Origin of the sequence: Alistipes communis (genome assembly GCF_006542665.1) — a bacterium.
In the GTDB taxonomy this organism is placed as follows: domain Bacteria; phylum Bacteroidota; class Bacteroidia; order Bacteroidales; family Rikenellaceae; genus Alistipes; species Alistipes communis.
On the sequence record NZ_AP019735.1, the window covers coordinates 2,800,204 to 2,823,728 of the forward strand.

Below are 23,525 nucleotides of genomic sequence, written 5' to 3' on the forward strand. Positions count from 1 at the left end.
GTGAACGCTTTGTTGCGAACGGCTTTCAGCACGTCGAATTTCGGGCTGTCGAGTTGCTCTTGTTTCCATTCGGGGGCAGGAGCATTCGAGATCATGCAGGTAGCCGACCGTAATTTCGTCGAAACGGATATTGGTCGAGCGGAATTGTTGCGGGATTGAAAACGAGACTTAGTGTTTCGACGCCGAGCCGATTTTTCCCACCGATTCCGACAGTGCAATCGTGCGGCGGAAATACTCGGCGATCATACAATAAACCCTCCGGCCGTCGGTTTCCGGCACGTTGCCGAGCGTTACGCGGGAACTTCCAACGCTTCGAGCCGTTCGATGCGCTTGCCGTATTTCTCGATTCGTTCGTAGATCCGCAGCTGAACGGCGGGATTCTGTATTTTAAGCGTTGGGATGTCGAAATCCCGATCGTCGGCGGGGATGCTGATTCCCGTACTTACATAGCGGCTGCGGCGATCGACGGTAAAACGCAGGTAGATGTTCGTGGTGCGGTTTTGATTGATGCGGTCTTTTCTGCAAATGGCATTAATGCTGACATTCATAATGTTGCGGCATTATGCAGACAGGCGCGAGCGGTGTTTTACCGCCGTAAAACATGGTTAAACAAATGGTAAAACAATCTTCGGAAAACGGCGCGAAAAAGGCATTACGGAGCGTTTCATTTCGCACCCGCAAAAAGAAAAACGAGCGATAATTCATTGATTATCACTCGTTTATCGAGAGCGGAAAACGGGACTCGGACCCGCGACCTCAACCTTGGCAAGGTTGCGCTCTACCAACTGAGCTATTTCCGCAAAATGTGCGATCTTCTTTCGGAGATTGCGTTTGCAAAGATAGACAAAAAAAACGGATTTCCAAATTCGGAGCGACAGAAGATCCGATTTTTCGTCATACTTGGCTGTGCTTCGGACGTGGTGTGCTGGTAAAATGCAGACAGAGGTTTATTTTTGCTTGCGACTTATTCGCATCTTTGACTTCGTCGAAGATACTCTCGTTCGGCAATGTTCAAATAAATTTGACATTGCACTCGCTTATTCGCATCTTTGGCTGCACCGGAGATGCTCCTGCTCGGCAAAACACAAACTGCGTTTGCTTTTGCTCTCGCTTATCCGTATCTTTGCCGGAGCATGAATCGCATGATCGACATATTCTCCGTGCTGGGGCATCGGCTGGCGGCGTTCGGAAAGACGCCGGATACGGTGGAGGTCGTTCGCCGTGCCGCAGTCGAAAATCCGTGGTTTCTGCCGCAGGAGATCATCCGGGCCGTGAAGGCTATTCGCTGCGAGATGCTCGAACGGCAACGGCTCGAAGCGTGGGCGGGCGCATATCCTCCGGTGCGGACGCCGAAGCGGGTATTGGTGGTTATGGCCGGTAATATTCCGCTGGTCGGTTTTTTCGATCTGTTGTGCGTGCTCGCGAGCGGGCATGCGTGCAGGGTCAAACCTTCGAGTAAAGATACCGTTCTGATCGGTTATGTCGTTGATTTGCTGAGAACGATCGATCCGGCTATTCCTCTTCGGATGGCAGAGCAGGGTGAGCGACCGGATGCAGTCATCGCAACCGGAAGCGACAACGCGAACCGCTATTTTCGGATGCTGTTCGGCGGCATTCCGTCGTTGTTGCGCGGAAGCCGGCAGTCGGTCGCGGTCTTGTCGGGCAGGGAGACGGCGGCGGAGCTGAGCGGCCTGGAAGAGGATATTTTCTCCTATTCGGGGCTGGGATGCCGCAACGTGTCGTTGCTGTTTCTGCCGCGCGGGTATCTGCCGGAGTTGCGTTGCACGGCGCTCAATGAAAAATATCGCCGCAATTATCTTCGGGAACGCGCCCTTCTGCGGATGCGCCGAATGCCGTTCGTCGACCTGGACGGGGCGGTATTGTGCGAAGATCGGTCGTTTCCGGCGGCGCTCAGCCGCATCCACTATACGTTTTACGACTCGCTTGCCGATGTGGAAGCGTGGTTGGCGGCCCATGACGATCGGTTGCAATGCGTCGTTTCGCAGTGTGTGCGGCACTCCCGCCGCGTCGCTTTCGGGCGGGCGCAGCATCCCGGTTTGACCGATTATGCCGACGACGTGGATACGATGCGGTTTCTCGGTACGATCTGATCCGGAAAAACATCGTGAGAGGGCGATTCCGGAATTCCCTAATCTTCGGCTACGCCTTAGATGCTTTCGCTCGGCATAATCAAGCTGACGCTTGTTTCTGCGCTCGACTTTTCGTATCTTTGGCTTTGCCGTAGATACTCCCGCTCGGCAATGTTCAAATAAATTTGACATTGCCCTCGCTTATTCGTATCTTTGCTATGGGATAAATCTTCGCCGAGGGCGGTTCGGTTCCGAGGCGGGCGAAATTCTTCCCGATCTTAAAGATTCAGAGAATATGTCGATGGTATTCAAATTCCGTATGTTGAGCGACGAAAACGATAATTTCGTCCGCGATCTCGAAGTGCCCTACGATATGACGTTGCGCGGTTTTCACGAATTCCTCGTGCGGATTCTCGGTTATGAAGCGTGCATGACTTCGTTCTTTACGGCCGACGGGCAATGGGAGCGATTGCAGGAATATACGCTGCTCGACATGGGAGACCCCGAAAGCATTCCGATGGAGAACGTATCGCTCGGTCAACTGCTTCATCACAACAGGGAACGATTGATCTATCTCTTCGATCAGTTGAACAACAGGGCCCTTTACCTCGAATTGACCGAAGCGAAGAAGCCCGAGCCGACGATGGAGTATCCGCGCGTGGCATTCGAACATGCTCCGGCTCCCGACCAGTACGATCCTGCGGCGAACGAGGACGACGGCTCGATCTTCGAGCAGATGATGGACGATTTCGGCGAATTCGAGGGCGACGACAGTTTGGACGATGAGTAGGTCGCAACTGATCGTGATCGTCGGCCCTACCGGAGCGGGAAAAACGGATCTGAGCGTCCGTATCGCCGGTCACTACGGCGCACCGATTCTTTCGACCGATTCCCGGCAGATTTACCGGGAGTTGCCGATCGGTACCGCACAACCTTCCTCCGATCAACTTCATGCCGTTGAGCATCATTTCATTGCGTCGCATAACATTACGCAGGAGTTCAATTGCGGCGCATTCGAATCGTCGGCATTGCAACTGCTCGAAACCCTCTTCCGGAGAGGTCGGCGGGTCGTCGCCGTCGGCGGGTCGGGACTTTACGTGCGGGCGTTGTGCGAAGGGATGGACGATCTGCCGCAGGCGGACGGGGCGCTTCGCAGGGAGTTGATGCGGCAACTCGAAACCGAAGGGGTGGAGGCGCTGGCCGAACGGTTGAAGAGGCTCGATCCGGTCTATTACGGGGAGGTCGACTTGCGGAATCCCGCACGTGTGCTGCGTGCCGTAGAGGTCTGTCTGCAAACCGGCAGACCCTTTTCGTCGCAGCGTACCGGACTGCGCAAGCAACGCCCGTTCGACATCGTGAAGATCGGCGTGACGCTTCCGCGCGAGGAGCTGTACGCCCGCATCGACCGGCGGGTCGACGCCATGTTGGAGGCAGGGTTGGAGGAGGAGGCGCGGCGGATGTTGCCCTACCGCAGCCTCAATGCACTGCAAACGGTAGGGTATAGGGAGTTCTTCGATTATTTCGACGGAACGGTTACGCGCGACGAAGCCATAACGCTCATCAAACGCAATTCACGTCGGTATGCCAAGCGGCAGCTCACATGGTTTCGCCGCGATGCGGAGATTCGGTGGTTCTCACCGTTCGATACGGAAGGCGTCATCGCCTGGATCGACGCCCAGAGCGGCGCGGGGGAGTACTAATTCGATGGTTTTGCCTGCGACATAGGCGGGCGACGCATACCAGTAGCCGTGGCGTCCCGCCCGCTCGCCCCAAGAGTTTTTCACCTTGTAATAGCTGTTGCCGAGCGAATCGACGGCCGTGCCGACGATGTGCATGACGTGGTCGTCGGTCGTGGCCTGCGTGTCGAACATCCGCTGGCGGAGCGGCTGGTCCACGACGATCTCCGGTGCGGGAAGCGTGATGCGTCCCTCCTGCTGCGGCAGCAGGGCGATGCCGGCCCGTCGACCGAAACCCCGCTCCGAGACATCGGCGTCCCATGCTGCCGTATAACCGGCCGCAAGAGCGCTGTCGAGCAGTCGCATCAGCGAGTCGAGCGGAATATTAAGTGTCGCGTGCGCCGCCCAGTTGTCGGGAATTTCCAGCACGAACCGTTCGAAAAAAGGGTGGTGGGTGAAGGAGGTCAACGCGACGTAGTCGTCCCGCCGGAAGCCGATCGAGTCGGCATAGGAAAACGGCGTGTAGGCAACCCCGTCGATTACGAAGCGGTCGGGACGCGCACCCAGCCGCCGATCGAGTTCTTCGTCGATCATCCGCTGCCAATGCTCCTTTTCATACAGTTTTTTGTCGACGATCCGTTTCGCCAGCCGCCGGATCGCCTTCGCCAGCGAGGCGTGGTCGTAGGTGCCGTCGGCCGCTCCGCCTTCGTAGAGGGATTGAGGCACGATGCCGTAGCGGTCGACCAGCCACAGCACGTCCTGAATTTCGCCGCCCTGGTCGAAAGCGACACGACCGCGTGTGCGGACGTACTTGACGGCTTTTTCGAAGTAGGCATGGCGGACGACCCACATCTCCGAGAGATCGAGCGTGCACCGTCGGGTGCGGATCGCTTCGCTCTCGATGAGCGACACCCCGCCGAAGGCCCAGCAGGTTCCCGACTTCGCCTGATTCCGGACCGGCGTCGCGGGGGCCGTTGCGACGTCTGTGATCGGGTAGCGGGCGGCCGTGCCGGTTGCGGCGGAGGGAGGTGACGGGCAGAGGCCGCAGCCGGTCAGCAATGCGGCGAAAGCCGAACAGAGGAGTGCGCGTTTCATAATCCGAAGGCTTGTATCGGGACAAAGATAACTCTTTTCCCGGGAAAACGTCTTTCGCTGCGGCAGGAGGGTGCGTCGGTCGCAGCGGATCGAAAACGGAGCGGCCTCCTTTGCCGGTTGTCCGACAGGGAGGCCGCTCCTGAATCGAGAACGAGTGGAAGAGCGTTATTTCTCGATGATCTCCACGTTGTTAGCCTCGTCGTAGGTCATGTTGTAGAAATCGTGCGTGTATCCTTTCCAAATATAGATCCGTTTGAGATGCGGATTGTTATCCAGGAAATAGTCGTTGCCGGGATACCGTTCCACTTCGCTCAGGTCGATCTCCTCGAAGGCATTGCCGTTGGCGATGAAACGCCATAGTTTGTTGCAGCCGGCGAGTTTGATTTCGGTCAGGCCGTTGTCGTTGACGTAGAGGCGCTGCATGTTGCTGAATCCCGTGAAATCGAGCGACGGCGTTTCGTCGGCCTTCCGGTTGAAGATTCCCAAGGTGTGGATTTGCGTCTTGATCTTCTCGATCTGCGGACGCACCGAAAGGAAAACATCGTAGTTGCAGCCCAATTCCATGAGGTTGGGACAGGGCGAAAGATCCAGCGTCTTCAAATTGTTGCAGTTCTGTACATGGATACTCATCAGTTCGGTGTTTCCGCTGAGGTCGATCTCGGTCAGGTTGTCGGAGGTGTTGACATCCAAATGCCGCAAGTGCGGGAAGTTCTCGATACCTTTGGTGGAAGCCACCTGCCACCCTCCGGCGTCGAATCCGTAGGGTACGCCGTCCTCCGGCACGAGTTCGGCTTCGTAGGCGGATACCTTGCCGTCTTCGTTGGCATCCATTCCGTACATGATCGCCGAGATTTCGGCGGCCATGCGCAGCATCTCGTCTTCGATCAGGTCGAGCATGTTGGGACTTGCCGTTTGTCCGACGACGAACTTGCCGGTTTCATCCGGCGTGCTGATCTTCAACTCCGCATATCGGTCTTCGAAGAGATCGTTGGCCCCCGCCCTGAGCTTGATGGCCGTATTGCCTTCGCCCGAAATGGAGGTTTTCTTGACCCACTGCTGCGAGGCCGCATCGTAGGATTCGAACCACGTGCCTTCGGGAACCGACACCGTCCATTTCTTCTCCGAAACGACACGCACTTCGCGCTCGCCGCTCCGGTAATCGAAAGTCAGTTCGTCCTTGCCGTCGTCGCTGACCATCAGTTTGACATCCTTTTCGAGGTTGACGGTCACCTGATGCTGTGCATTCAGGCCGCCGGTATCCTCGACGTAAAGAGCGACGGTCAGCGCTCCCTTTTGCAGTTTCTCGGGTGCGATCGTGCATTCGAAAAACGGCAGAGAGAGTTCTTCGTCGACCGTTTCGCCGCCGACGGTCAGTTTCACTGCGGAGACGTTGTTCTCCTTATCGTTGATACGCCCCTTGATCGTAAGCGGGAGGTTCGCATCGTAGGTCTCGCCTTCGAGCGGTTCGGTTATCTTGCAGGTCGGGGCCGTGTTCTCACCCTCGTCCTGCGTATTGTCGTCGCTGCATGCCGTAAAGGCGAACGACAGACACGCGGCTGCCAGAAACAGATATTTTTTCATCTTGCGCTGATGTTCGGGAGATGCGAAGTACTAATTCTGTAAGCAGCGTACCGGATAGGCGCGGTCGCACGATGTCCCTCTGCCGAAATCGGGTTCGTATTTGTAATTGGACACCCCTGTCGTTACGCCGCCCGGACTGGAGGGATAGGTGACACCGTCGTAATGGGGTGTCCAAAACGAGACGTTGCTTCCGACCTCTCCGGGGCCGTAGTAAAAACCGTTTTTCCCCAGCAGGCAACCGCTCGGACGTATCGCGAACCCGTAGGTATCCATGCCGCCCTTGGTCAGTTGCGGGAAATCAGGGTCTTCCTTGATTGGCCAAACGTTCGCACGCAGATGTCCGCTGACATTGTAGACTGTCGAACCGTCCCAGTAGATCGCTGATTCGTTTTCGGGAATTCGATCGCGAACGTATTTGTACAGAATCTCCCATTCGGCCTCGCTCGGCACGTGCCAGCCGTCGGGACAGGGCCCTTGAATGCCGCTGGGAATGGCGTCGTTCTTCGAATCCATATTGCCGCCGGCGGCCGGCCAGTTGTAAAGAACGCCTTCGTTGCGATAGTTCTCGGTCGCTTTGGCGGCGGCTACGTCGTTGCCGTCGTAGTCGTAGACATAATAACAGGGCGTTTCGGCCGAATACTCGGAGGGCTTCATCACCTGCGGCAGGTAGGCGCAGTTCTCGGCGAACCAGATCTGTTCGCCGATCTTGACGGTCTTGTAGGTTTTGCCGTCACGCGTGTCGGTGAATTCGCGGAACTGACCGAGAATCACGACCGTTACCTCGTCCGTAGCGGTCTTGCCGTAGTTGTCGGTTACTTCCAGCGAGATCTTCACGTTCCCCGGCTCCTTCTGCTCGTCGGTGAGCGTGTATTCGAACGGAACCGTAGCGACCGATTCCACGGCCTTGTCGTTGATCTTCAACACGGCTTTGGCGATCGTGCCGTCCTCGTCGCTGCCCGTACCCTTCACGACGATGGCATCGGTCGGCTCGAACGAAGCGCCGTCGGCCGGTTCGTCGATCGAGCAGACGGGGGCTGCGTTTTTGTCGACGAGCGTGACGGTAACCATATCCTTGGCGACCAGACCGCGGCTGTTCTCCACTTCGAGTATAATAACATAGGTGTCGACAGGGTAGGTGGCTGCCGGTACGGTGTATTCGAAGGGAAGTGCGGTCACGTCGGGAATCACGTCGTCGTTGATCTTCAACGCTACTTTGGAGATTTCTCCCGAAACGGCTTCGCCTTCGCCTTTGATCGTAAACGGTCCGAATGCGTTCAGTTCATCGCCGTGGGCCGGTGCTGTAATCTTGCACACGGGCGCTTCGGACTGATCCTGAATCGCCACCGAAATTTCGTCGGTTGCCGTATTGCCGCCGTCGTCTTCGACGGCCAGCTTGATCTTCATGACGCCTTCTTTGAGATCGCTGGCGGGAATCGTGTATTCGAACGGTACTTTGGTGACATCCGCAACAGCTTTTCCGTCGACCGTCAATGCGACTTTTACGATGCTGCCGTCGCTGTCGGAGGCTGTACCTTTGATGACGAGATCTTCATACAGATCGAGAATCGCCCCGTCCTCAGGAGCGGTTATCGAACATTCGGGCGGGTTCGAATTCCCCCCCCCCTTCGTCCGAAGAGCAACTGTAACTGATCGACAGCGCCGTCAACATGAATGGCAGTAAAAATCTTTTCATACGTCTGAAATTTTAAAATTAAACTTACTCGAAAAGAGATTCGATTTATCTGTTAATTGCACGTTTTAATTACAATCTGTAAGCATTAAGTCCGTTTCCCCTCTTTCGGAGGTCTCTTTGTTTCGAAATATGCCATTTAACATGGCAACAAGATAGCGGAAAAAGTTCGAATGACCAAATATTTCGATAGTTTATTTTTCTATTTCGAAAGCGATGCAACCGTTGAATCTCTCCGTTCGATCTGCTTTTTATATTATATATTGTTGTAAATTATAATGTTATATTCTTGGATATGACTCCGGAGTATTCCGGGGCGCCTCGTCGCTGCTTCGTTATCGTATTTTAACGGAATCGAAACTTACGGATCGTAGTATTTAGCCGTTTTAAATTCCCGTTTTCGGAGGAAAAATCCCGAAAAATCGGGATAGATTGCCGTTTTGTAATCCTCGTTATTTTAAATTATAATTTAATTTTCTTATTCCGGCAATTTTGCATGATGTAAATTCCGACGAAACAGGAATGTGGGCGAGGTTCGGATCGTCCGGAAATCGTTTTTCCATCCGAATCGTGTCGAAAAGGGCGTTTCCTCTTGTCGTTTTCGGGAAATCTTTCCGTATCTTTGTGCGGCAGGGCAGTCAGCCGCCGCCGAAACGAGTCGGTCGCAGGATAGGTACGCAACCGCTTCCGCCCGGTTCGTCGGGCGACTTTCCGCCGGACATGAAAATCATTGTTGGAAATGAAGATCGGAATCTATCTCGCCGCAGGTATCGCCGCATTGTCGGTCGCAGCCTGCACCCCGAAGACGACCGGAACGCCGGAAACCAATCCGGCGTTGGAGACCATTTTTTCGCGCACGAGCATCCGCACCTATCAGGACAGGACCGTCGAGCCGCAGAAGATCGAACTGTTGCTGCGCGCCGCCATGTCGGCCCCTTCGGGAAAGGATCAGCGGCCGTGGGAGTTCGTCGTCGTGAACGAACGGCCGATTCTCGATTCGCTGGCCGCAGCGCTGCCTTATGCCAAGATGTTGGCTCAGGCGCCGTGCGCCGTGATCGTGTGCGGAAGTCCGGCCCGTTCCTCTTATTGGTATCTGGACTGCTCGGCTGCGGCCGAGAATATCCTGCTGGCCGCCCATTCGCTCGGGCTGGGCGGCGTATGGACGGCGGCCTATCCCTATGCCGAACGGATGGAGGCCGTCCGTTCGAATCTCGCCCTGCCGGAGGGAATCCTGCCCCTGTGCGTCATTCCGATCGGTTATCCGGCTGCCGTCGGAGAACCGAAACGGAAGTTCGACGCCGGACGGATTCATTACAACGAGTGGTAGGGCTTCCTGTTGCCGCGACCGTCGTCGGAATCCGGTGCAGAACCTCCTGCGTCGAGCCGAACGAGCACGGTGCGTTTTCTTGCAGAATAGAATATTAATTCGTACTTTTGTCCTGCCTTTCGGACGAAAGGCGGCTGCTCGGATGGTGGAATCGGTAGACACGCCGGACTTAAAATCCTGTGGCCAGTAATGGCCGTGCCGGTTCGATCCCGGCTCCGAGTACGAAACAGGCCGTCGACATCGTCGACGGCCTGTTCTTTATTATATGAAATCTCCCTCGTCTCGACGGTTCCGCAATTTGCCGGCCGTACGGCGACACGACCATCTCTTTGCGCCGATCGAAAGCCTCGCGTCGCTTGATTTCGGCGAGAATCGGATCACGAACACGGACCTTTCGAAACCGGCCGATCCTGCATTGAAGAAAGTGATCGTCGATCCGGGCTACGAGTTCGAGCTGGTGACGACGCTGTTTAAGAATCGTCCCGATGTCAGCATCCTAACCGAGTAGGGGATCGTCCGGAATCCGCACGAGAGACGAAGAGGGGTGTCCGCAAAATCGGATGCCCCTTTTCGTTTTGCCTCGAACAGGGAATGAAAGCGTGTCCGACGACGGGAAATCGGTGAAATTGTTCCGATATTTTTTCATATTCTGCAAGAAAGCACTATATTTGCACTGTTGATTCGCGAAACCGGTCATCCGACCGGATTTTTTACCATTTTAGATTTTATTATCAGACAATTTATGCAGGATTTTAATGCACTCGAAGGCAAGAGCCTCGCCGAATTACGCGAGATCGGCAGGGCCTTGGGAGTCGGGAACGTAATGTTGAAGAAAAAGGAGTTGCTCGAACAGATCAGGGCGGTCGCCCTCGTCGCCGGGCAGCATAGCGATACCGAGCCGAACGCCGTGCCGGCGGAAGAACCCAAGCGTCGCGGACGCCGTCCCCGGATGTCGGGGGTGAAGGTCGAGGGCCGTTCGCCGGCCGAAGGCCCCGATGTTCCGGCCGAGACGGAGACGACGGTCGCCGTTGCACCCGTGGCCGAGGAACAGCCGGTCGAGGCGGCGGCCGTCCCCAAGCGCAGAGGCCGTAAGCCGAAAAGCGCCGAGGAACCGGCCGAACCGGTCGCCGGGACGGGCGCTGTCGCCGAACAGTCCGTTACGGAGGTCGCCGCGCCCCGCGTGCGCGAAGAGCGTGCGGAGGTGATTACCAAGGACGATTTCGTCGGCGAAATCGAGGGCGAAGGCGTCCTCGAAATCATGCCCGACGGATACGGATTCCTTCGTTCGGCCGACTACAATTACCTCAATTCGCCCGACGACATCTATGTGTCGCCTTCGCAGATCAAGCTCTTCGGCCTCAAACCGGGCGATACGGTAAGCGGTTCGATCCGCCCGCCCAAGGAGGGAGAGAAATATTTCCCGCTGACGAAGGTGGCCGAGATCAACGGCCTCGATCCCGAATTCATCCGCGACCGCGTGCAGTTCGAGTTCATGACACCGCTCTTTCCGAGCGAGAAGTTCTGCCTGACGGGCAAGGGGCACAACAGCCTTTCGAACCGCGTGATCGATCTCTTCTCGCCGATCGGAAAAGGGCAGCGCGGTCTGATCGTCGCACAGCCCAAGACGGGTAAGACGATGCTCATGCAGCCGCTTATCAACGCCATCGCCGACAACCATCCCGAAGTCTATATCATCGTGCTGCTCATCGACGAGCGTCCCGAGGAGGTGACCGAAATGGCCCGCAACGCCAAGGCCGAAGTCGTGGCTTCGACCTTCGACGAACAGGCTTCGCGCCATGTCAAGGTGGCCGAAATGGTGCTGGAAAAAGCGAAGCGCATGGTCGAATGCGGTCACGACGTGGTGATTTTTCTGGACTCGATCACCCGTCTGGCACGTGCCTACAACTCGGTGCAGCCGGCTTCGGGCAAGGTACTTTCGGGCGGTGTGGACGCCAATGCACTGCACAAGCCCAAGCGTTTTTTCGGTGCGGCGCGCAATACGGAGGAGAAGGGGTCGCTTACGATCGTCGCCACGGCGCTCATCGACACCGGTTCGAAGATGGACGAAGTGATCTTCGAGGAGTTCAAGGGCACGGGTAACATGGAGCTGCAACTCGACCGCAAACTGGCCGACAAGCGTATCTATCCGGCCGTGAACGTGATGGCTTCGGGTACGCGGCGCGAGGATCTGCTGTTGCAGCGCGAAGTGATGTCGCGCACGTGGGTTCTGCGCAAGTACCTGTCGGACATGACCACGGTCGAGGCGATGGAGTTCCTGGAGAAACAGATGAACATGACCGCTTCGAACGAGGAATTTCTGGCTACGATGAACCAATAAACAACGATACGATGAAGAGATTTTGGTTATTCGTCCTCTGCGCCGGCTCTCTGCAAACCGCCTTGGGATGGGGACAGAAGGGACACGACGTGACGGCTTACATCGCCGAATGCAACCTGACACCCGAAGCGGCGCAGGAGATCGACCGGGTATTGGACGGTCATTCGCCGGTCTATTACGCCAATTGGCTGGATTCCGCCAGCCACACGCCCGAGTACGCCTATACGCGAACATGGCACTATGCCAACATCGACGAAGGGTATACCTACGACACGATGCCCAAAGAGCCTGCCGGCGATGTGGTGACGGCCGTGAACGACCTGGTCGCCGAACTCAAAAGCAAGGAGCTTTCCGCCGAGAAAGAGGCCGAAGCGTTGAAGATGCTGATCCATCTGGTCGGGGACATGCACTGCCCGATGCACTCGGGCCACCGCAGCGACCGTGGCGGCAATACGATTCCGGTTACCTTCTTCGGCAAGCCGGCGAATCTGCACTCGATCTGGGATACGTCGCTGCCCGAAGCCGCTCACAAATGGAGTTACACCGAGTGGCAGAATCAGATAGACCGGTTGTCGGACGACGAGGCGACGCTCATCGAGAGCGGTACGCCGAAAGAGTGGTTCATGGAGACGGCCGAGCTGTGCAAGGGAATCTACGAGGCGACGCCCGAAGGGACGAACGTGTCCTATGATTATATAGACCGGTTCACGACGCTTATCGAACAGCAGTTCGTCAAGGGCGGTCACCGGTTGGCCAAACTGCTCAACGAGATTTACGAATAACGGTTTTCTCCGTCAAACGCAGGGCGGCCCGCTGTACAAGCGGGCCGCCCTGTCGTTTCGGAATGCGTGGCTATACTTCCAGATCGACGTCGAACTGCTCGTGCCAGGGCAATCCCTGCTCGCCCAACTCGGCGAGGAACGGATCGGGATCGAACTCCTCGACGTTGAAGACGCCGGCGCCGCGCCACAATCCCTTGGCCCACATCGACGCGCCCAGCGCCGCCGGAACACCCGTCGTGAAGCTCACGGCCTGCGTGCCGGTCTCCTTGAAGGCCTGCTCGTGGTCGCAGTTGTTGTAGATATAATACGTGCGTTCCTTGCCATCCTTCACGCCCCGGATGCGACAGCCGATCGAGGTCTGGCCGTGATAGTTGGCTCCCAGCGATTTGGGATCGGGCAGTACGGCTTTGAGGAACTGGATCGGGACGATCTCCACGCCGTTGTACATGATCGGATCGATACGCGCCATGCCGATGTTCTGAATGACGCGCAGGTGGGTGAGATATTCCTGCCCGAAGGTCATCCAGAAGCGGGCGCGGCGGATCGTGGGGAAGTTCTTGACGAGCGACTCCAACTCCTCGTGGTAGATGACGTAGGATTCGCGCTCGCCGATACCGGGATAATGCAGTCCCTTGTGAATTTCGTGCGGCTCGGTCGTGACCCATTTGCCGTTTTCGTAATAACGTCCTTTCTGCGTTACTTCGCGGATATTGATTTCGGGGTTGAAATTGGTGGCGAAGGCCATGCCGTGGTTTCCGGCGTTGCAGTCCACGATGTCGAGGTAGTGGATCTCGTCGAAATGGTGCTTGGCGGCATAGGCGGTGAAGATCGCCGTCACGCCCGGATCGAACCCGCAGCCGAGAATCGCCGTGAGTCCCTTTTCGCGGAAACGATCCTGATAGGCCCACTGCCACGAATATTCGAAATGCGCTTCGTCCCGTGGCTCGTAGTTGGCCGTATCGAGGTAATTGACGCCGCATTCCAGGCAGGCGTCCATGATCGTGAGATCCTGATAGGGAAGGGCCACGTTGATGACGATATCGGGACGGAAGGCGCGGAAGAGTTCGCACAATTCGGGAACGCTGTCGGCATCGACCTGTGCGGTCTTTACGCGGCCGCCGCCGATCGCCGCCGCAACGGCGTCGCACTTCGACTTGGTGCGGCTGGCCAGCATCACGTCCGAAAAGATTGGATTGGCCGCCACCTTCTGCGTTACGACCGTACCGACGCCGCCTGCGCCGATGATCAAAGCTCTACACATATAATTTATAGGTTTTGAAATGATTTCTTGCTTTCAGCAATACAAAAATATCGTTTTATTTTGGTAAAACAAAAATATTCTCTACATTTGCACCACCAAATCGGAAGAAGACCGTTTCAACCGTTTGGCAAGTGTTGAATCCGTAGCTCAGCTGGTAGAGCACAACACTTTTAATGTTGGGGTCCCGGGTTCGAGCCCCGGCGGGTTCACCGAAAAGCCGTCTCGAAAGAGATGGCTTTTTTTGTCGTTCGGCCTGTCCGGACGTTCCTTCGGTCGAAACGTCGCCCCGTCCCATACGATCTTCGCATCGCAGGAGAGCGGAAAATCCCCATTTGTGGGTATTTGGCGCACGGTGAAAAGTCGCTATCTTTGCAACGAACGAAAGGATATTCCATTATGCACAGGCTCGGGAAATATACGGCTTCGGACAGGATGAGCGATCTGGTATGCGGCAATTACCATATCCTGCTCATCATGAGCCGGTTCGGTATCGCTTTGGGATTCGGCGACCGCACGGTGGACGAAGTGTGTTGCCAGAGCGGCGTCGACACGGCGACGTTCCTTGCCGTGGTCAATCTGCTCTACGACGAAGGCACGACGACCGTCGATTGCCGGAACGTCTCCCTCGAAGCGTTTTTGCGCTATCTGCACAATTCGCACGACTATTTCCTGCAATACCGTCTGCCGGACATCCGCCGCAAACTGAGCGAGGCTGTCGCCTGCGGCCGCGACGGGATTGCGGAGGCGATCATCCGGTTCTTCGACGACTATGCGGCCGAGGTACACAAGCACATGATGTACGAGGAGGAGACGGTTTTTCCCTACGTGCGCCAGTTGCTTACGGGCGAATGTCCCGCGGGATACGACATCGAAACCTTCCACCGCCAGCACGATCAGATCGAAGCCAAACTGACGGAACTGAAAAACATACTGATCAAATACTATCCCGCTTCGGAGAGCTGCGGCAAGGAGATGAACGGCGTGTTGTTCGACATCTTTCTCTGCGAATCCGAGCTGGCCTCCCATAACGACCTTGAAAACAGGCTGTTCATTCCGGCTGTTGCGGAGGTGGAACGTAAAATCCGCGACGCACGATGAGCACTTTCCTGAAAATCGTCCTGGTCGAGCCGTCGCTGATTCTGCGCAGCGGTATGAGTTATGTCCTTCGACGGTTGACGACATTCGACGTGCAGGTCGTCGAGACAGGGGAGCCTGAACAGTTGGAGGAACTGATCGCCGAAGCGGCTCCCGATGTGTTGATTATCAATCCGTCGCTGACAGACGAGGAGATGCTCCGGGAATTGCAGCAGAAGTCGTTGCGGTTGATCGCGTTCCAGAGTGTCTTGGCCGATGCCCGCCTGATGCAGCGTTTCGATGCCGTCGTGTCGATCTACGACACGGCCGAGCAGATCAAGGAAAAACTCCGTTCGGTCTGCAATTCGCGCGACGGGGAGGCTTCGCAGGAGTTGCTGAGCGCACGCGAAAAGGAAATTATCGTCGGGGTGGTGAAGGGTTTGACCAACAAGCAGATCGCCGAGCGCCTGTTTATTTCGGCGCATACGGTCATCACGCACCGGCGCAATATTGCGGCCAAATTGCAGATACATTCGCCGGCGGGCCTGACCATCTATGCGATCGTCAACAAACTGGTCGAGCTGAACGATGTGAAAAATACGATTTACAGCAACGAAGAACAATAACTGCCGTTATTTTTTGAATTTTGTTAAGTGGCGCTTCGCCCGGGTTCGCCCGGGCGTTGTCGTCTCCGGCCATGCGGTTCCGGCATGTGCTACGAAAGAATATTTTGTACTATCTTTGCGGAAAATTTAAGCACGTAACCGATGGATTTCATACTCGAAGAGCGGGTGGAGAAGGCCCGCGATCTGTTTCGGCAGGGATACAATTGCTCGCAGTCCGTGTTTTTGGCCTACAACGACCTGCTGGGGGTAGAATCGACACTCGCTGCGACGATCTCGGGGCCGCTGGGAGGAGGCATGGGACGGCTGCGGGAGGTGTGCGGGGCTGTGAGCGGCATGTCGCTCATCGCCGGTTTCCTCGCACCCTGCCCCGATCCGGCCGTCCGGCAGGCCAAAGCCGCGACCTACGCGCTCGTACAGGAGTTCGCCGAGCGGTTCCGCGCCGAGAACGGTGCGATCGTCTGCCGCGAACTGCTGGGGCTCGCCTGCCGCAAGGAGGAACCCGTGCCTGCGGAACGGACGGCCGAATATTACAAAAAGCGCCCCTGCGTCGAACTCGTCGCTTGTGCGGCCCGTATTGTGGGGGAGTACCTGCAACGGCAGAACGCTGCGCCGGAAGAGTAGCTGCGGGCGCACGACCGACCGCATCGGCCGTAGTTCCGCGATACGTCACGGATTCAGCAGCGATTTCCAGTCTGCCGGCGAGAGCGGCGTGTATTCCGCCGGGAAATCGCGCGATTCAAAACGCCCGTCGCGCCATGTTTCTACCCTTACGCCGAGCAGATAGGTCGAGTCGTTGTCCGAACAATAGGAGAACTCCCGATCTGTCTTTCGACACCGGATCGAATCGTAGTCACACGGAAACAGCTCCTGAAAACCGCGACAATCGGTCATGCCGTATTTCCCGTTCCGCCGCACGATGTATCGCTCGGTGATTTCACAGGGCCATATCGTGTCGTAGACTGCGGGAATAAGCGTCTTGCCGTCGGCCGCGACGAAACCCCACTTCCCGTCCTGACGGGCAAGGTATCCGAACCGGTTCATCGGCGTCAATCCGTCGATATGCACATAGAGACCTGCGTGTTTTTCGAACTCGCCGAACCAATTCGCCCAAATCGTGTCCCGCATGATCAGCGTGTCGTAGCGGGCCGGGACGAATACATTGCGGCGCCCGTCGATTACGCCTTGTTTTCCCTGCTCGTTACGGTAGAGATGGAAATTGCGACATTGCGCCCGTATCCCGAATACGGAGCATAAAATCAAGAAGGCAGCGATCGATCGTTTCATAACGAAAACGTTTGTCCAAAGATACGAATAGGCGAGGGCAATGTCAAATTTATTCGAACGTTGCCTAGCGGGAGTCTCAACGGCGCAAACCAAAAATAATGAATTAAGGAGAGAATCCTCGAAAGATTCTCTCCTTATTCGATGGAGTTTCAAATCCGGTTACTCCACCTCGATCAGCGCGGTGTCGGTCTGTACGTTGTCGCCGGTTTTCACCAGAATCTGCTTCACCGTTCCGGCGTAATCGGATACGATGGAGTTTTCCATCTTCATCGCTTCGAGCACGGCGATCTCCTGACCGGCCTTGACGCTGTCGCCGACTTTGACCTTGATCTCCAGAATACGGCCCGGCAGCGGTGCGTTGACCGTATTGCCCGTGATCGGCTGTCCGGCGGGGGCCTCCTCGGCCTTCGTCTCCGCTTTCGGCGCTTCGGCGGCCTTCTTCGCCTCGTATGCCTTCACCTTCACTCCCGTCAGATAGGTTTTCGCCACCATCGGGAACAATTCGAGCAGCAGCACCTCCTTTTCGTTCTCGGCGAGTTTCACCCCTCCGGCTTCGGGCAGTTCGGGATTGGGCTGCATCTGGTATTTCGAGGTGTCGTAAGGCGTCTCCTCACGCACGCCGGCGATTTTCAGCCGGAATTCGGGGTCGATCGCAACGGGGGTCTTGCCGTATTCGCCCTTGACGAGCCCCACGAACTGCGAACTCTTGGTCGTATACATCGGCCGGCCGGCCTTCTCGTCCATCGCGCAGGCGACGGCCTGAGCACCGACGATCTGCGACGTGGGGGTTACCAGCGGCGGTAGTCCGGCCGCCAGACGCACCGTGGGGATCAGCTCCATGGCTCGGGGCAGAATCTCCTCGGCTTTGAGCTGTTTGAGCTGCGCCACCATGTTGGAGTACATGCCGCCGGGAATTTCGGCGTTCTTCACCAGCTCGTTGGGAGCGGGGAATCCGAAATGGGCTTCGATCCTGTGGCAGGCCGCCAGCAGCGCCGCTTCGTCGCCGGCCTTGGCCGCAGCGATCGCCTTGTCGAATTCGGCGTCGATCTCGGCGGGCAGGGTGTCGGTCAGCGGGTCGAAGGCTTTCGGTGCGGGCTTTTCCGCTCCGAAAACCGAAAGTTCCAGTTCGCGGCGGATCTCTTTCAGTTCGCCGTTGATCTTCGCTACGGCCTCCATGTTGGCCTGCAATTCGATGCCTAACTTCTTGCAGAAGACGTAGATCAACTCGATGGCCGGCGCACCCGTGCCTTCGGCGAAGTACCAGCAGTTGGTGTCGACGATGTCGGCTCCGGCCAAAATGGCGCTCAGGACGGACGCCAGACCGTAACCCGGCGTGCAGTGGGTGTGGAAATCGATCGGTACGTCGACGTGCTGTTTGAGCAGCTTGACCAGCCCGCTCACGCGCATCGGCGGAATCAGGCCCGACATGTCCTTGATCGTAATCATGTCGGCGCCGAGTGCTGCCATCTGTTCCGCCTTGTCGAGGAAGTAGGCGTCGGTAAAGACCGGACGGGGTTTCTTCTTCCCCGTGAGTCGCGCGAAGAATCCCGGTTCGGGGTATTTCGGATCGACCGTATAGCAGACCGCGCAATCGGCGATGCCGCCGTACTGCTTGACGTATTTGATGGTCGATTTCACGTTGTTCACGTCGTTCAGTGCATCGAAGATACGCATGATGCCCAGGCCGCTCTGGATGGCATTGCGGCAGAATCCGTCGATGATCTGGTCGGTATAGGGGGCATACCCGAAGAGGTTGCGGCCGCGCGAGAGCGCGGTCAGTTTCGATACGCCGCCCACGGCTTTGTGGATCGTTTCGAGCCGCGTCCACGGGTTTTCGTTCAGATACCGCATCACCGAATCGGGCACGGCGCCGCCCCATACTTCCATCGCGTAGAAATTCGCGTCCTTGTAGTAGGGTAGGCATCGATCGATTTGCGCCTGCGTCATACGCGTCGCGAACGAAGACTGCTGTCCGTCGCGCAGCGTCAGATCCCGGATCTTGAGAGTTTTTGCCATAATTAAACGATAAAGTTAATTTTGATGAATTTATGTGTCGTGATCGATTTACTGTTATTTTTATAACAAATGTAGCCAATTTCTTTTAATAAACAAATAAAACCTCGAAAAAGATAACACGGTCTCCGATTTTTCCGTATTCCCTCTGCAATCCGTAACCACCGGCAGGTTCCGACTTCGTTCCGGTATGGCGGAAACGCGGATTTTTTTACTAACTTTGCTCTTTTGGAGCGAAGGGTGCTCCGCCCGAACTAAAAAAACGCCTCATGACCCCAGCAGCAGTCATCCTCACGGTCGCCGTCTACATCGCCGTCCTGTTCGTCGTCGCCTACCTTTCGGGCCGCAAGGCCGACAACGCCGGTTTCTTCACGGGCAACCGCCGCACTCCATGGTATATGGCCGCTCTGGCCATGATCGGCGCAGCCATATCGGGCGTGACCTTCATTTCGGTGCCCGGATCGGTGGCCGCTGACTCCTTCTCCTACATGCAGATGGTGTTGGGATTCACGGTAGGGCAGATGGTCGTCGCCTTCGTGCTGATCCCGCTCTTCTATAAGATGAAAGTGGTGTCGCTCTACGAGTATCTCGACGACCGGTTCGGCGTGGGCTCCCACCGCACGGGGGCCTGGTTCTTCTTCATCTCCAAATCGCTCGGCGCCGCACTGCGCGTCTATGTCGTCTGCGCCGTCATGCAGCTGCTCGTCTTCGACCACTACGGACTGCCGTTCTGGGTCAACATGGCCGTCACGATGTTCTTCGTCTGGCTCTATACGCAGCAGGGCGGCGTCAAGTCGCTGATCTGGACCGACACGCTCAAAACGGTCTGCCTGGTCGGAAGCGTCGTGCTCTGCATCGTATTCATCGTGCGGGAACTGGGATTGACGTTCCCTGCGGCGCTCGAAGCCGTGCGGCAAAGCCCCTACTCGCAGGTTTTCTTCTTCGACGATCCCCGTTCGGCGCACTATTTCTGGAAGATGTTCTGGGCCGGCGTCTTCACGCTCATCGCCATGACGGGGCTCGATCAGGACATGATGCAGCGCAATCTGAGCTGCGCCTCGCCGCGCGATTCGCAGAAAAACATCGTGCTGACGGCACTCAGTCAGATGGTGGTCATCTACCTCTTCCTGATGCTGGGCGTCTTCCTCTACCTCTATATGGATGCCAATGCCCTTTCGATGCCCGAAAAGAGCGACCAGGTCTTCTCGCTCGTCGCCGTCGGCGGCGGTCTGCTGGCGGCCGTCGGTATCCTGTTCGTCGTGGGACTGATTTCGAGCACCTATTCGGCGGCGGGTTCGGCGCTCACGGCGCTCACCACCTCCTTTACGGTCGATATCTTGGAGGGTACGCGCCGTTACGACGAACGCCGGCTGACCCGCGTCCGCCGGCGGGTGCACGTGGGCATGGCCGTGCTCATGGGGTTGTTGATCCTCTGTTTCGAGGCCTTCGGCAACGACAGCGTCATCAACCTCGTCTACAAGGTGGCGAGCTACACCTATGGCCCGATTCTGGGAATGTTCGCCTTCGGCATGTTCACCCGTTGTCGGGTGCGCGACCGTTGGGTACCGTTCGCGGCCGTTGCGGCGCCGCTGCTGAGCGCATCGCTGCAATATGCGGCCCGCGTGTGGTGGAGTTACCATATCGGTTTCGAATTGTTGATTTACAACGCCCTGTTCACCATGCTGGGCATGTTGCTGCTGGTTCGTAAAAAATGATGAAAAACAGACTCCTTATCCTCTTTCTGCCGCTGCTGCTGTCGGTCGTTCCGGCTGCGGCCAAAGGCCTCTCGGCCGAAAAGCGGAAGGAGATTTCGCAGATGCTCACCCGCATCCTCGACCGCGAGGTGGCGGGCTGCAAGACGAACGTCACACAGGTCGTCGACGCAGGCAACCGCCTGACGCTCTACGCCTCGATCGGCATGTCCTACTATCCCTTCCGCGAGCGGAGCGTGGCGGCGATCTACGACTCGATCCGCAGCCTGCTGCCCGCCTCGCTCGCCCGTCGGCGCTTGTCGCTCGTGACGGACAAGCACCCGATCGAGGAGCTGATTCCGCAGATCTACCGCAGCGGCAGCCGGGGCAAGACCTTCACCAACCGTTCGGACCGTCCGCTGGTGACCCGCCTGTCGTCGCCCGTGAAACCGACGCACGGACTCGCGGGGCGCCACATAGCGATGTGGCAGAGCCACGGCCGCTATTTCGATCAGGAGGAGAACCGCTGGCGCTGGCAGCGTTCGCGGCTGTGGGAGACCTGCGAAGACCTCTACACGCAAAGTTACGTGCTGCCTTATCTGGTGCCGATGCTCGAACGGGCGGGTGCCAACGTGCTGTTGCCGCGCGAACGCGACGTGCAGACCGAGGAGGCGATCGCCGACAACGATGCGGGCGTGGACGAAGGATCGTCCTACGTCGAATTCACCGGCGACCGCCGCTGGTTCGATGCGGGAACGGGATTCGCACACCGGCGCGAGGTCTACGTCGAGTGCCAGAACCCCTTTGCGGAGGGGACGACACGCGGCGTGCAGACCGTAACCGACGGCCGCGAGAGCCGCGCCGAATGGAGCGCCGACCTGCCCGCGAGCGGCGAATACGCCGTCTACGTCTCCTACAAGACGGTCGAACGCAGTTCGGAGGATGCCCTCTACACGGTGCGCCATCTGGGTGGCGAGAGCCGTTTCGCGGTCAATCAGACCATGGGCGGCGGCACATGGATCTATCTGGGGACATTCCGCTTCGCGGCGGGACAAAATCCTGCGTTGGTCACGCTGAGCAACCGCTCGTCGAAAAAGAACCGCGTCGTGACGGCCGACGCCGTGAAGATCGGCGGCGGCATGGGCAACGTCGCCCGCACGCCTGCTGTGGAGTTCCGCACGCAGGATACCGACTATTTCTGCGAGCCGAGCGGTTATCCCCGTTTCTGCGAGGGCGCCCGCTATTGGCTGCAATGGGCGGGATTTCCCGAAACGGTCTACCGTCAGAAGGAGGGGCTCGACGACTACAAGGAGGATTACATGTCGCGCGCCCACTGGGTCAACGCGCTCATGGGCGGCTCCGAACGGCTGCCCGACGAAGAGGGTCTGAACATTCCCGTCGACATGGCGCTGGCCTTCCACTCCGACGCCGGCGTGCGCCGCAACGACGAGACGATCGGCACGCTGGGTATCTACTTCACACAGGAGAACGGCGGCCGCTTCGAAGGAGGTGCCAGCCGCTACCTGTCGCGTGACCTGACCGATCTGGTGATGAGTCAGATCGTCGGCGACATCCGCGCCACCTACGAACCCGAATGGCGCCGGCGCGGATTGTGGAATCGCTCCTACTACGAAGCGCGCGTTCCTGCGGCGCCGACGATGCTGCTCGAACTGCTGTCGCACCAAAATTTCGCCGACATGCGTTACGGCAGCGATCCGCGCTTCAAATTCCTCGTGTCGCGTGCGATCTACAAGGCGATCCTGCGCCACGTCAGCTTCCAGTACAGCCGTCCCTGCGTCGTCCAGCCGCTGCCCGTCGAAGGATTTTCGGCCGTCTTCGCCGAACGCGACGACGAAGTGCGGCTGCAATGGCACGGCGTGGAGGATCCGCTCGAAGCGAGCGCTTCGCCGACGGGATATGTTCTCTACACCCGTATCGGCGACGGCGATTTCGACAACGGCGTGCCGGTCGACGGGACATCGACCGTCGTGCGACAGGAACCGGGCGTAATTTACAGCTACCGCGTCACGGCGACCAACGCCGGCGGCGAGAGTTTTCCGAGCGAAACGCTCTCGGCGGCATGGGTGCCCGAACCGAAGGGGCGCGTGCTGGTGGTCAACGGCTTCGACCGCGTGAGCGCGCCGCTGAGCATCCAGGGCGATTCGCTGGCGGGTTTCTACCGCAGACTGGACAGCGGGGTAGCCGACCGGCACGACATTTCGTTCATCGGCGAACAGCGGGTGTTCGACCGGCGTTTCACCGAGGCGGAGAACGACGAAGAGGCGCTCGGATCGTGTTACAGCGATTACGCCACGCAGGTCATAGGCGGCAATACGTTCGACTATCCGCGTTTGCACGGCGCATCGATCGTGCGGGCGGGCTACTCCTTCTGTTCCGCTTCGGCCGCGGCGCTGGCTGCGGGGGCGGTGAAGACCGACGACTACTTCTTCATGGATGTGATTTTCGGCAAACAACGCTCTGTCGAAATGGGGCGCGGCACGAGCGGCGTCGAGTTCCGCGTCTTTCCCGAGGGGTTGCGGCGTGCACTTGGCGAGTTCACCGCTTCGGGTCGTTCGCTCTTCGTGTCGGGCAGTTTCATCGCCACCGATCCGTGGCGGTCGCCTGCGTCGACGGATGAAGAGCGGGCATTCGTGAAGTCGGTTCTTCGGTACGATTATCGCGGGGGACAGGCTTCGCGCCGGGGCGAGGCGCGCATCGTGGCTTCGCCGGCCCGCATGGATCGCGAACGGTTCTATTTCAACACCGAACCGTGCCGCGACTTCTATCCCGTCGAGGCTCCCGACGCGCTGCGTCCGGTCGGGGGTGGGTTCACCGTCATGCGGTACGACGACGGCGACCAGACCGCCGCCGTGGGCTACACGGGCGACTACCGTTCGCTGGCGATGGGATTCCCGTTCGAGGCGATCGTCGACGAGGGGCAGCGCGACCGGCTGATGCAGCAGATCATGAATTTTCTAGAACCGCGCAAATAGTATG

Annotated in this window: 18 protein-coding genes and 3 tRNA genes; 13 read left to right on the forward strand and 8 right to left on the reverse strand. The window is 57.8% G+C overall.

Features of this window, described 5'->3' with window-relative positions:
- Positions 1-290: 290 nt before the first annotated feature.
- Positions 291-548 (reverse strand): Arm DNA-binding domain-containing protein, encoded by a 258-nt coding sequence (locus tag FMF02_RS13920; protein WP_244611573.1) that lies wholly within the window; start codon positions 546-548, stop codon positions 291-293.
- A 179-nt stretch (positions 549-727) separates the two neighbouring features.
- A tRNA-Gly gene (locus FMF02_RS11390) sits at positions 728-800 on the reverse strand.
- Between the two features lie 333 nt (positions 801-1,133).
- Between FMF02_RS11390 and FMF02_RS11395 the strand changes: the two genes are divergently transcribed.
- The 3 genes from FMF02_RS11395 to miaA all read left to right on the forward strand — a co-directional run bounded on the left by FMF02_RS11395 (position 1,134) and on the right by miaA (position 3,790).
- The gene (locus FMF02_RS11395; RefSeq protein ID WP_162852318.1) at positions 1,134-2,111 is read left to right on the forward strand and encodes an aldehyde dehydrogenase family protein; all 978 of its coding nucleotides are present in this window, start codon (positions 1,134-1,136) and stop codon (positions 2,109-2,111) included.
- Between the two features lie 280 nt (positions 2,112-2,391).
- Positions 2,392-2,880, forward strand: coding sequence for an IS1096 element passenger TnpR family protein (locus FMF02_RS11400; RefSeq protein ID WP_244611574.1), 489 nt, complete (start codon positions 2,392-2,394; stop codon positions 2,878-2,880).
- The gene (gene miaA / locus FMF02_RS11405; protein WP_019129657.1) at positions 2,873-3,790 is read left to right on the forward strand and encodes a tRNA (adenosine(37)-N6)-dimethylallyltransferase MiaA; all 918 of its coding nucleotides are present in this window, start codon (positions 2,873-2,875) and stop codon (positions 3,788-3,790) included. Before FMF02_RS11400 ends, miaA begins: the two co-directional genes overlap by 8 nt.
- Here miaA and FMF02_RS11410 read toward each other — a convergent pair.
- From FMF02_RS11410 to FMF02_RS11420, 3 genes are all read right to left on the reverse strand, one after another.
- Positions 3,725-4,861, reverse strand: a complete 1,137-nt coding sequence (locus FMF02_RS11410) for a C1 family peptidase (protein WP_141413235.1) — start codon at positions 4,859-4,861, stop codon at positions 3,725-3,727. The genes miaA and FMF02_RS11410 overlap by 66 nt on opposite strands.
- A gap of 165 nt (positions 4,862-5,026) precedes the next feature.
- Positions 5,027-6,442, reverse strand: coding sequence for a BACON domain-containing protein (locus tag FMF02_RS11415; protein WP_141413236.1), 1,416 nt, complete (start codon positions 6,440-6,442; stop codon positions 5,027-5,029).
- 30 nt (positions 6,443-6,472) lie between these two features.
- Positions 6,473-8,032 carry an Ig-like domain-containing protein gene (locus FMF02_RS11420; RefSeq protein WP_227043679.1) on the reverse strand — a complete coding sequence of 520 codons (1,560 nt, stop codon included), beginning with the start codon at positions 8,030-8,032 and terminating at the stop codon, positions 6,473-6,475.
- 839 nt (positions 8,033-8,871) lie between these two features.
- On the opposite strand from FMF02_RS11420, the gene FMF02_RS11425 reads away from it, so the two are divergent.
- The 4 genes from FMF02_RS11425 to FMF02_RS11440 all read left to right on the forward strand — a co-directional run bounded on the left by FMF02_RS11425 (position 8,872) and on the right by FMF02_RS11440 (position 12,579).
- Positions 8,872-9,459, forward strand: a complete 588-nt coding sequence (locus FMF02_RS11425; RefSeq protein ID WP_141413238.1) for a nitroreductase family protein — start codon at positions 8,872-8,874, stop codon at positions 9,457-9,459.
- 136 nt (positions 9,460-9,595) lie between these two features.
- A tRNA-Leu gene (locus tag FMF02_RS11430) sits at positions 9,596-9,681 on the forward strand.
- Between the two features lie 520 nt (positions 9,682-10,201).
- Positions 10,202-11,797: a transcription termination factor Rho gene (rho, locus tag FMF02_RS11435; protein ID WP_141413239.1), complete on the forward strand. Its 1,596-nt coding sequence runs from the start codon at positions 10,202-10,204 to the stop codon at positions 11,795-11,797.
- Positions 11,798-11,808: 11 nt separating this feature from the next.
- Complete coding sequence (locus FMF02_RS11440) at positions 11,809-12,579, forward strand: S1/P1 nuclease (protein ID WP_141413240.1); 771 nt, start codon at positions 11,809-11,811, stop codon at positions 12,577-12,579.
- A gap of 70 nt (positions 12,580-12,649) precedes the next feature.
- Here FMF02_RS11440 and FMF02_RS11445 read toward each other — a convergent pair whose 3' ends face one another.
- Complete coding sequence (locus FMF02_RS11445; RefSeq protein WP_026074743.1) at positions 12,650-13,840, reverse strand: saccharopine dehydrogenase family protein; 1,191 nt, start codon at positions 13,838-13,840, stop codon at positions 12,650-12,652.
- Positions 13,841-13,976: 136 nt separating this feature from the next.
- Here FMF02_RS11445 and FMF02_RS11450 point away from each other — a divergent pair.
- The 4 genes from FMF02_RS11450 to FMF02_RS11465 all read left to right on the forward strand — a co-directional run bounded on the left by FMF02_RS11450 (position 13,977) and on the right by FMF02_RS11465 (position 16,161).
- A tRNA-Lys gene (locus FMF02_RS11450) sits at positions 13,977-14,049 on the forward strand.
- A gap of 223 nt (positions 14,050-14,272) precedes the next feature.
- On the forward strand, positions 14,273-14,938 hold the full coding sequence (locus tag FMF02_RS11455; protein ID WP_229090291.1) for a hemerythrin domain-containing protein: 666 nt from the start codon (positions 14,273-14,275) through the stop codon (positions 14,936-14,938).
- Positions 14,935-15,540, forward strand: a complete 606-nt coding sequence (locus FMF02_RS11460) for a response regulator transcription factor (protein ID WP_141413242.1) — start codon at positions 14,935-14,937, stop codon at positions 15,538-15,540. The genes FMF02_RS11455 and FMF02_RS11460 overlap by 4 nt, the downstream gene beginning before the upstream one ends.
- A gap of 141 nt (positions 15,541-15,681) precedes the next feature.
- The gene (locus FMF02_RS11465; protein ID WP_141413243.1) at positions 15,682-16,161 is read left to right on the forward strand and encodes a C-GCAxxG-C-C family protein; all 480 of its coding nucleotides are present in this window, start codon (positions 15,682-15,684) and stop codon (positions 16,159-16,161) included.
- Between the two features lie 45 nt (positions 16,162-16,206).
- Here the strand turns inward: FMF02_RS11465 and FMF02_RS11470 are convergent, their stop codons facing one another.
- Both FMF02_RS11470 and FMF02_RS11475 read right to left on the reverse strand, forming a co-directional pair.
- Entirely contained in the window at positions 16,207-16,824 is a 618-nt protein-coding gene (locus FMF02_RS11470) for a WG repeat-containing protein (RefSeq protein WP_141413244.1), read from the reverse strand.
- Between the two features lie 159 nt (positions 16,825-16,983).
- Positions 16,984-18,840, reverse strand: a complete 1,857-nt coding sequence (locus FMF02_RS11475) for a biotin/lipoyl-containing protein (RefSeq protein ID WP_141413245.1) — start codon at positions 18,838-18,840, stop codon at positions 16,984-16,986.
- A gap of 266 nt (positions 18,841-19,106) precedes the next feature.
- On the opposite strand from FMF02_RS11475, the gene FMF02_RS11480 reads away from it, so the two are divergent.
- Together FMF02_RS11480 and FMF02_RS11485 are read left to right on the forward strand one after the other, a co-directional pair.
- Positions 19,107-20,552, forward strand: a complete 1,446-nt coding sequence (locus FMF02_RS11480; protein WP_141413246.1) for a sodium:solute symporter — start codon at positions 19,107-19,109, stop codon at positions 20,550-20,552.
- On the forward strand, positions 20,552-23,521 hold the full coding sequence (locus FMF02_RS11485; protein ID WP_141413247.1) for a golvesin C-terminal-like domain-containing protein: 2,970 nt from the start codon (positions 20,552-20,554) through the stop codon (positions 23,519-23,521). Before FMF02_RS11480 ends, FMF02_RS11485 begins: the two co-directional genes overlap by 1 nt.
- The last annotated feature ends 4 nt before the right edge of the window (positions 23,522-23,525 follow it).

Excerpts from the sequence above, each read along its gene's own strand:
- FMF02_RS13920 (WP_244611573.1), bottom strand. The coding sequence starts at position 548 with ATGAATGTCAGCATTAATGCCATTTGCAGAAAAGACCGCATCAATCAA.
- FMF02_RS11395 (WP_162852318.1), top strand. The coding sequence starts at position 1,134 with ATGAATCGCATGATCGACATATTCTCCGTGCTGGGGCATCGGCTGGCG.
- FMF02_RS11400 (WP_244611574.1), top strand. The coding sequence starts at position 2,392 with ATGGTATTCAAATTCCGTATGTTGAGCGACGAAAACGATAATTTCGTC.
- miaA (WP_019129657.1), top strand. The coding sequence starts at position 2,873 with ATGAGTAGGTCGCAACTGATCGTGATCGTCGGCCCTACCGGAGCGGGA.
- FMF02_RS11410 (WP_141413235.1), bottom strand. The coding sequence starts at position 4,861 with ATGAAACGCGCACTCCTCTGTTCGGCTTTCGCCGCATTGCTGACCGGC.
- FMF02_RS11415 (WP_141413236.1), bottom strand. The coding sequence starts at position 6,442 with ATGAAAAAATATCTGTTTCTGGCAGCCGCGTGTCTGTCGTTCGCCTTT.
- FMF02_RS11425 (WP_141413238.1), top strand. The coding sequence starts at position 8,872 with ATGAAGATCGGAATCTATCTCGCCGCAGGTATCGCCGCATTGTCGGTC.
- rho (WP_141413239.1), top strand. The coding sequence starts at position 10,202 with ATGCAGGATTTTAATGCACTCGAAGGCAAGAGCCTCGCCGAATTACGC.
- FMF02_RS11440 (WP_141413240.1), top strand. The coding sequence starts at position 11,809 with ATGAAGAGATTTTGGTTATTCGTCCTCTGCGCCGGCTCTCTGCAAACC.
- FMF02_RS11445 (WP_026074743.1), bottom strand. The coding sequence starts at position 13,840 with ATGTGTAGAGCTTTGATCATCGGCGCAGGCGGCGTCGGTACGGTCGTA.
- FMF02_RS11455 (WP_229090291.1), top strand. The coding sequence starts at position 14,273 with ATGAGCGATCTGGTATGCGGCAATTACCATATCCTGCTCATCATGAGC.
- FMF02_RS11460 (WP_141413242.1), top strand. The coding sequence starts at position 14,935 with ATGAGCACTTTCCTGAAAATCGTCCTGGTCGAGCCGTCGCTGATTCTG.
- FMF02_RS11465 (WP_141413243.1), top strand. The coding sequence starts at position 15,682 with ATGGATTTCATACTCGAAGAGCGGGTGGAGAAGGCCCGCGATCTGTTT.
- FMF02_RS11470 (WP_141413244.1), bottom strand. The coding sequence starts at position 16,824 with ATGAAACGATCGATCGCTGCCTTCTTGATTTTATGCTCCGTATTCGGG.
- FMF02_RS11475 (WP_141413245.1), bottom strand. The coding sequence starts at position 18,840 with ATGGCAAAAACTCTCAAGATCCGGGATCTGACGCTGCGCGACGGACAG.
- FMF02_RS11480 (WP_141413246.1), top strand. The coding sequence starts at position 19,107 with ATGACCCCAGCAGCAGTCATCCTCACGGTCGCCGTCTACATCGCCGTC.
- FMF02_RS11485 (WP_141413247.1), top strand. The coding sequence starts at position 20,552 with ATGAAAAACAGACTCCTTATCCTCTTTCTGCCGCTGCTGCTGTCGGTC.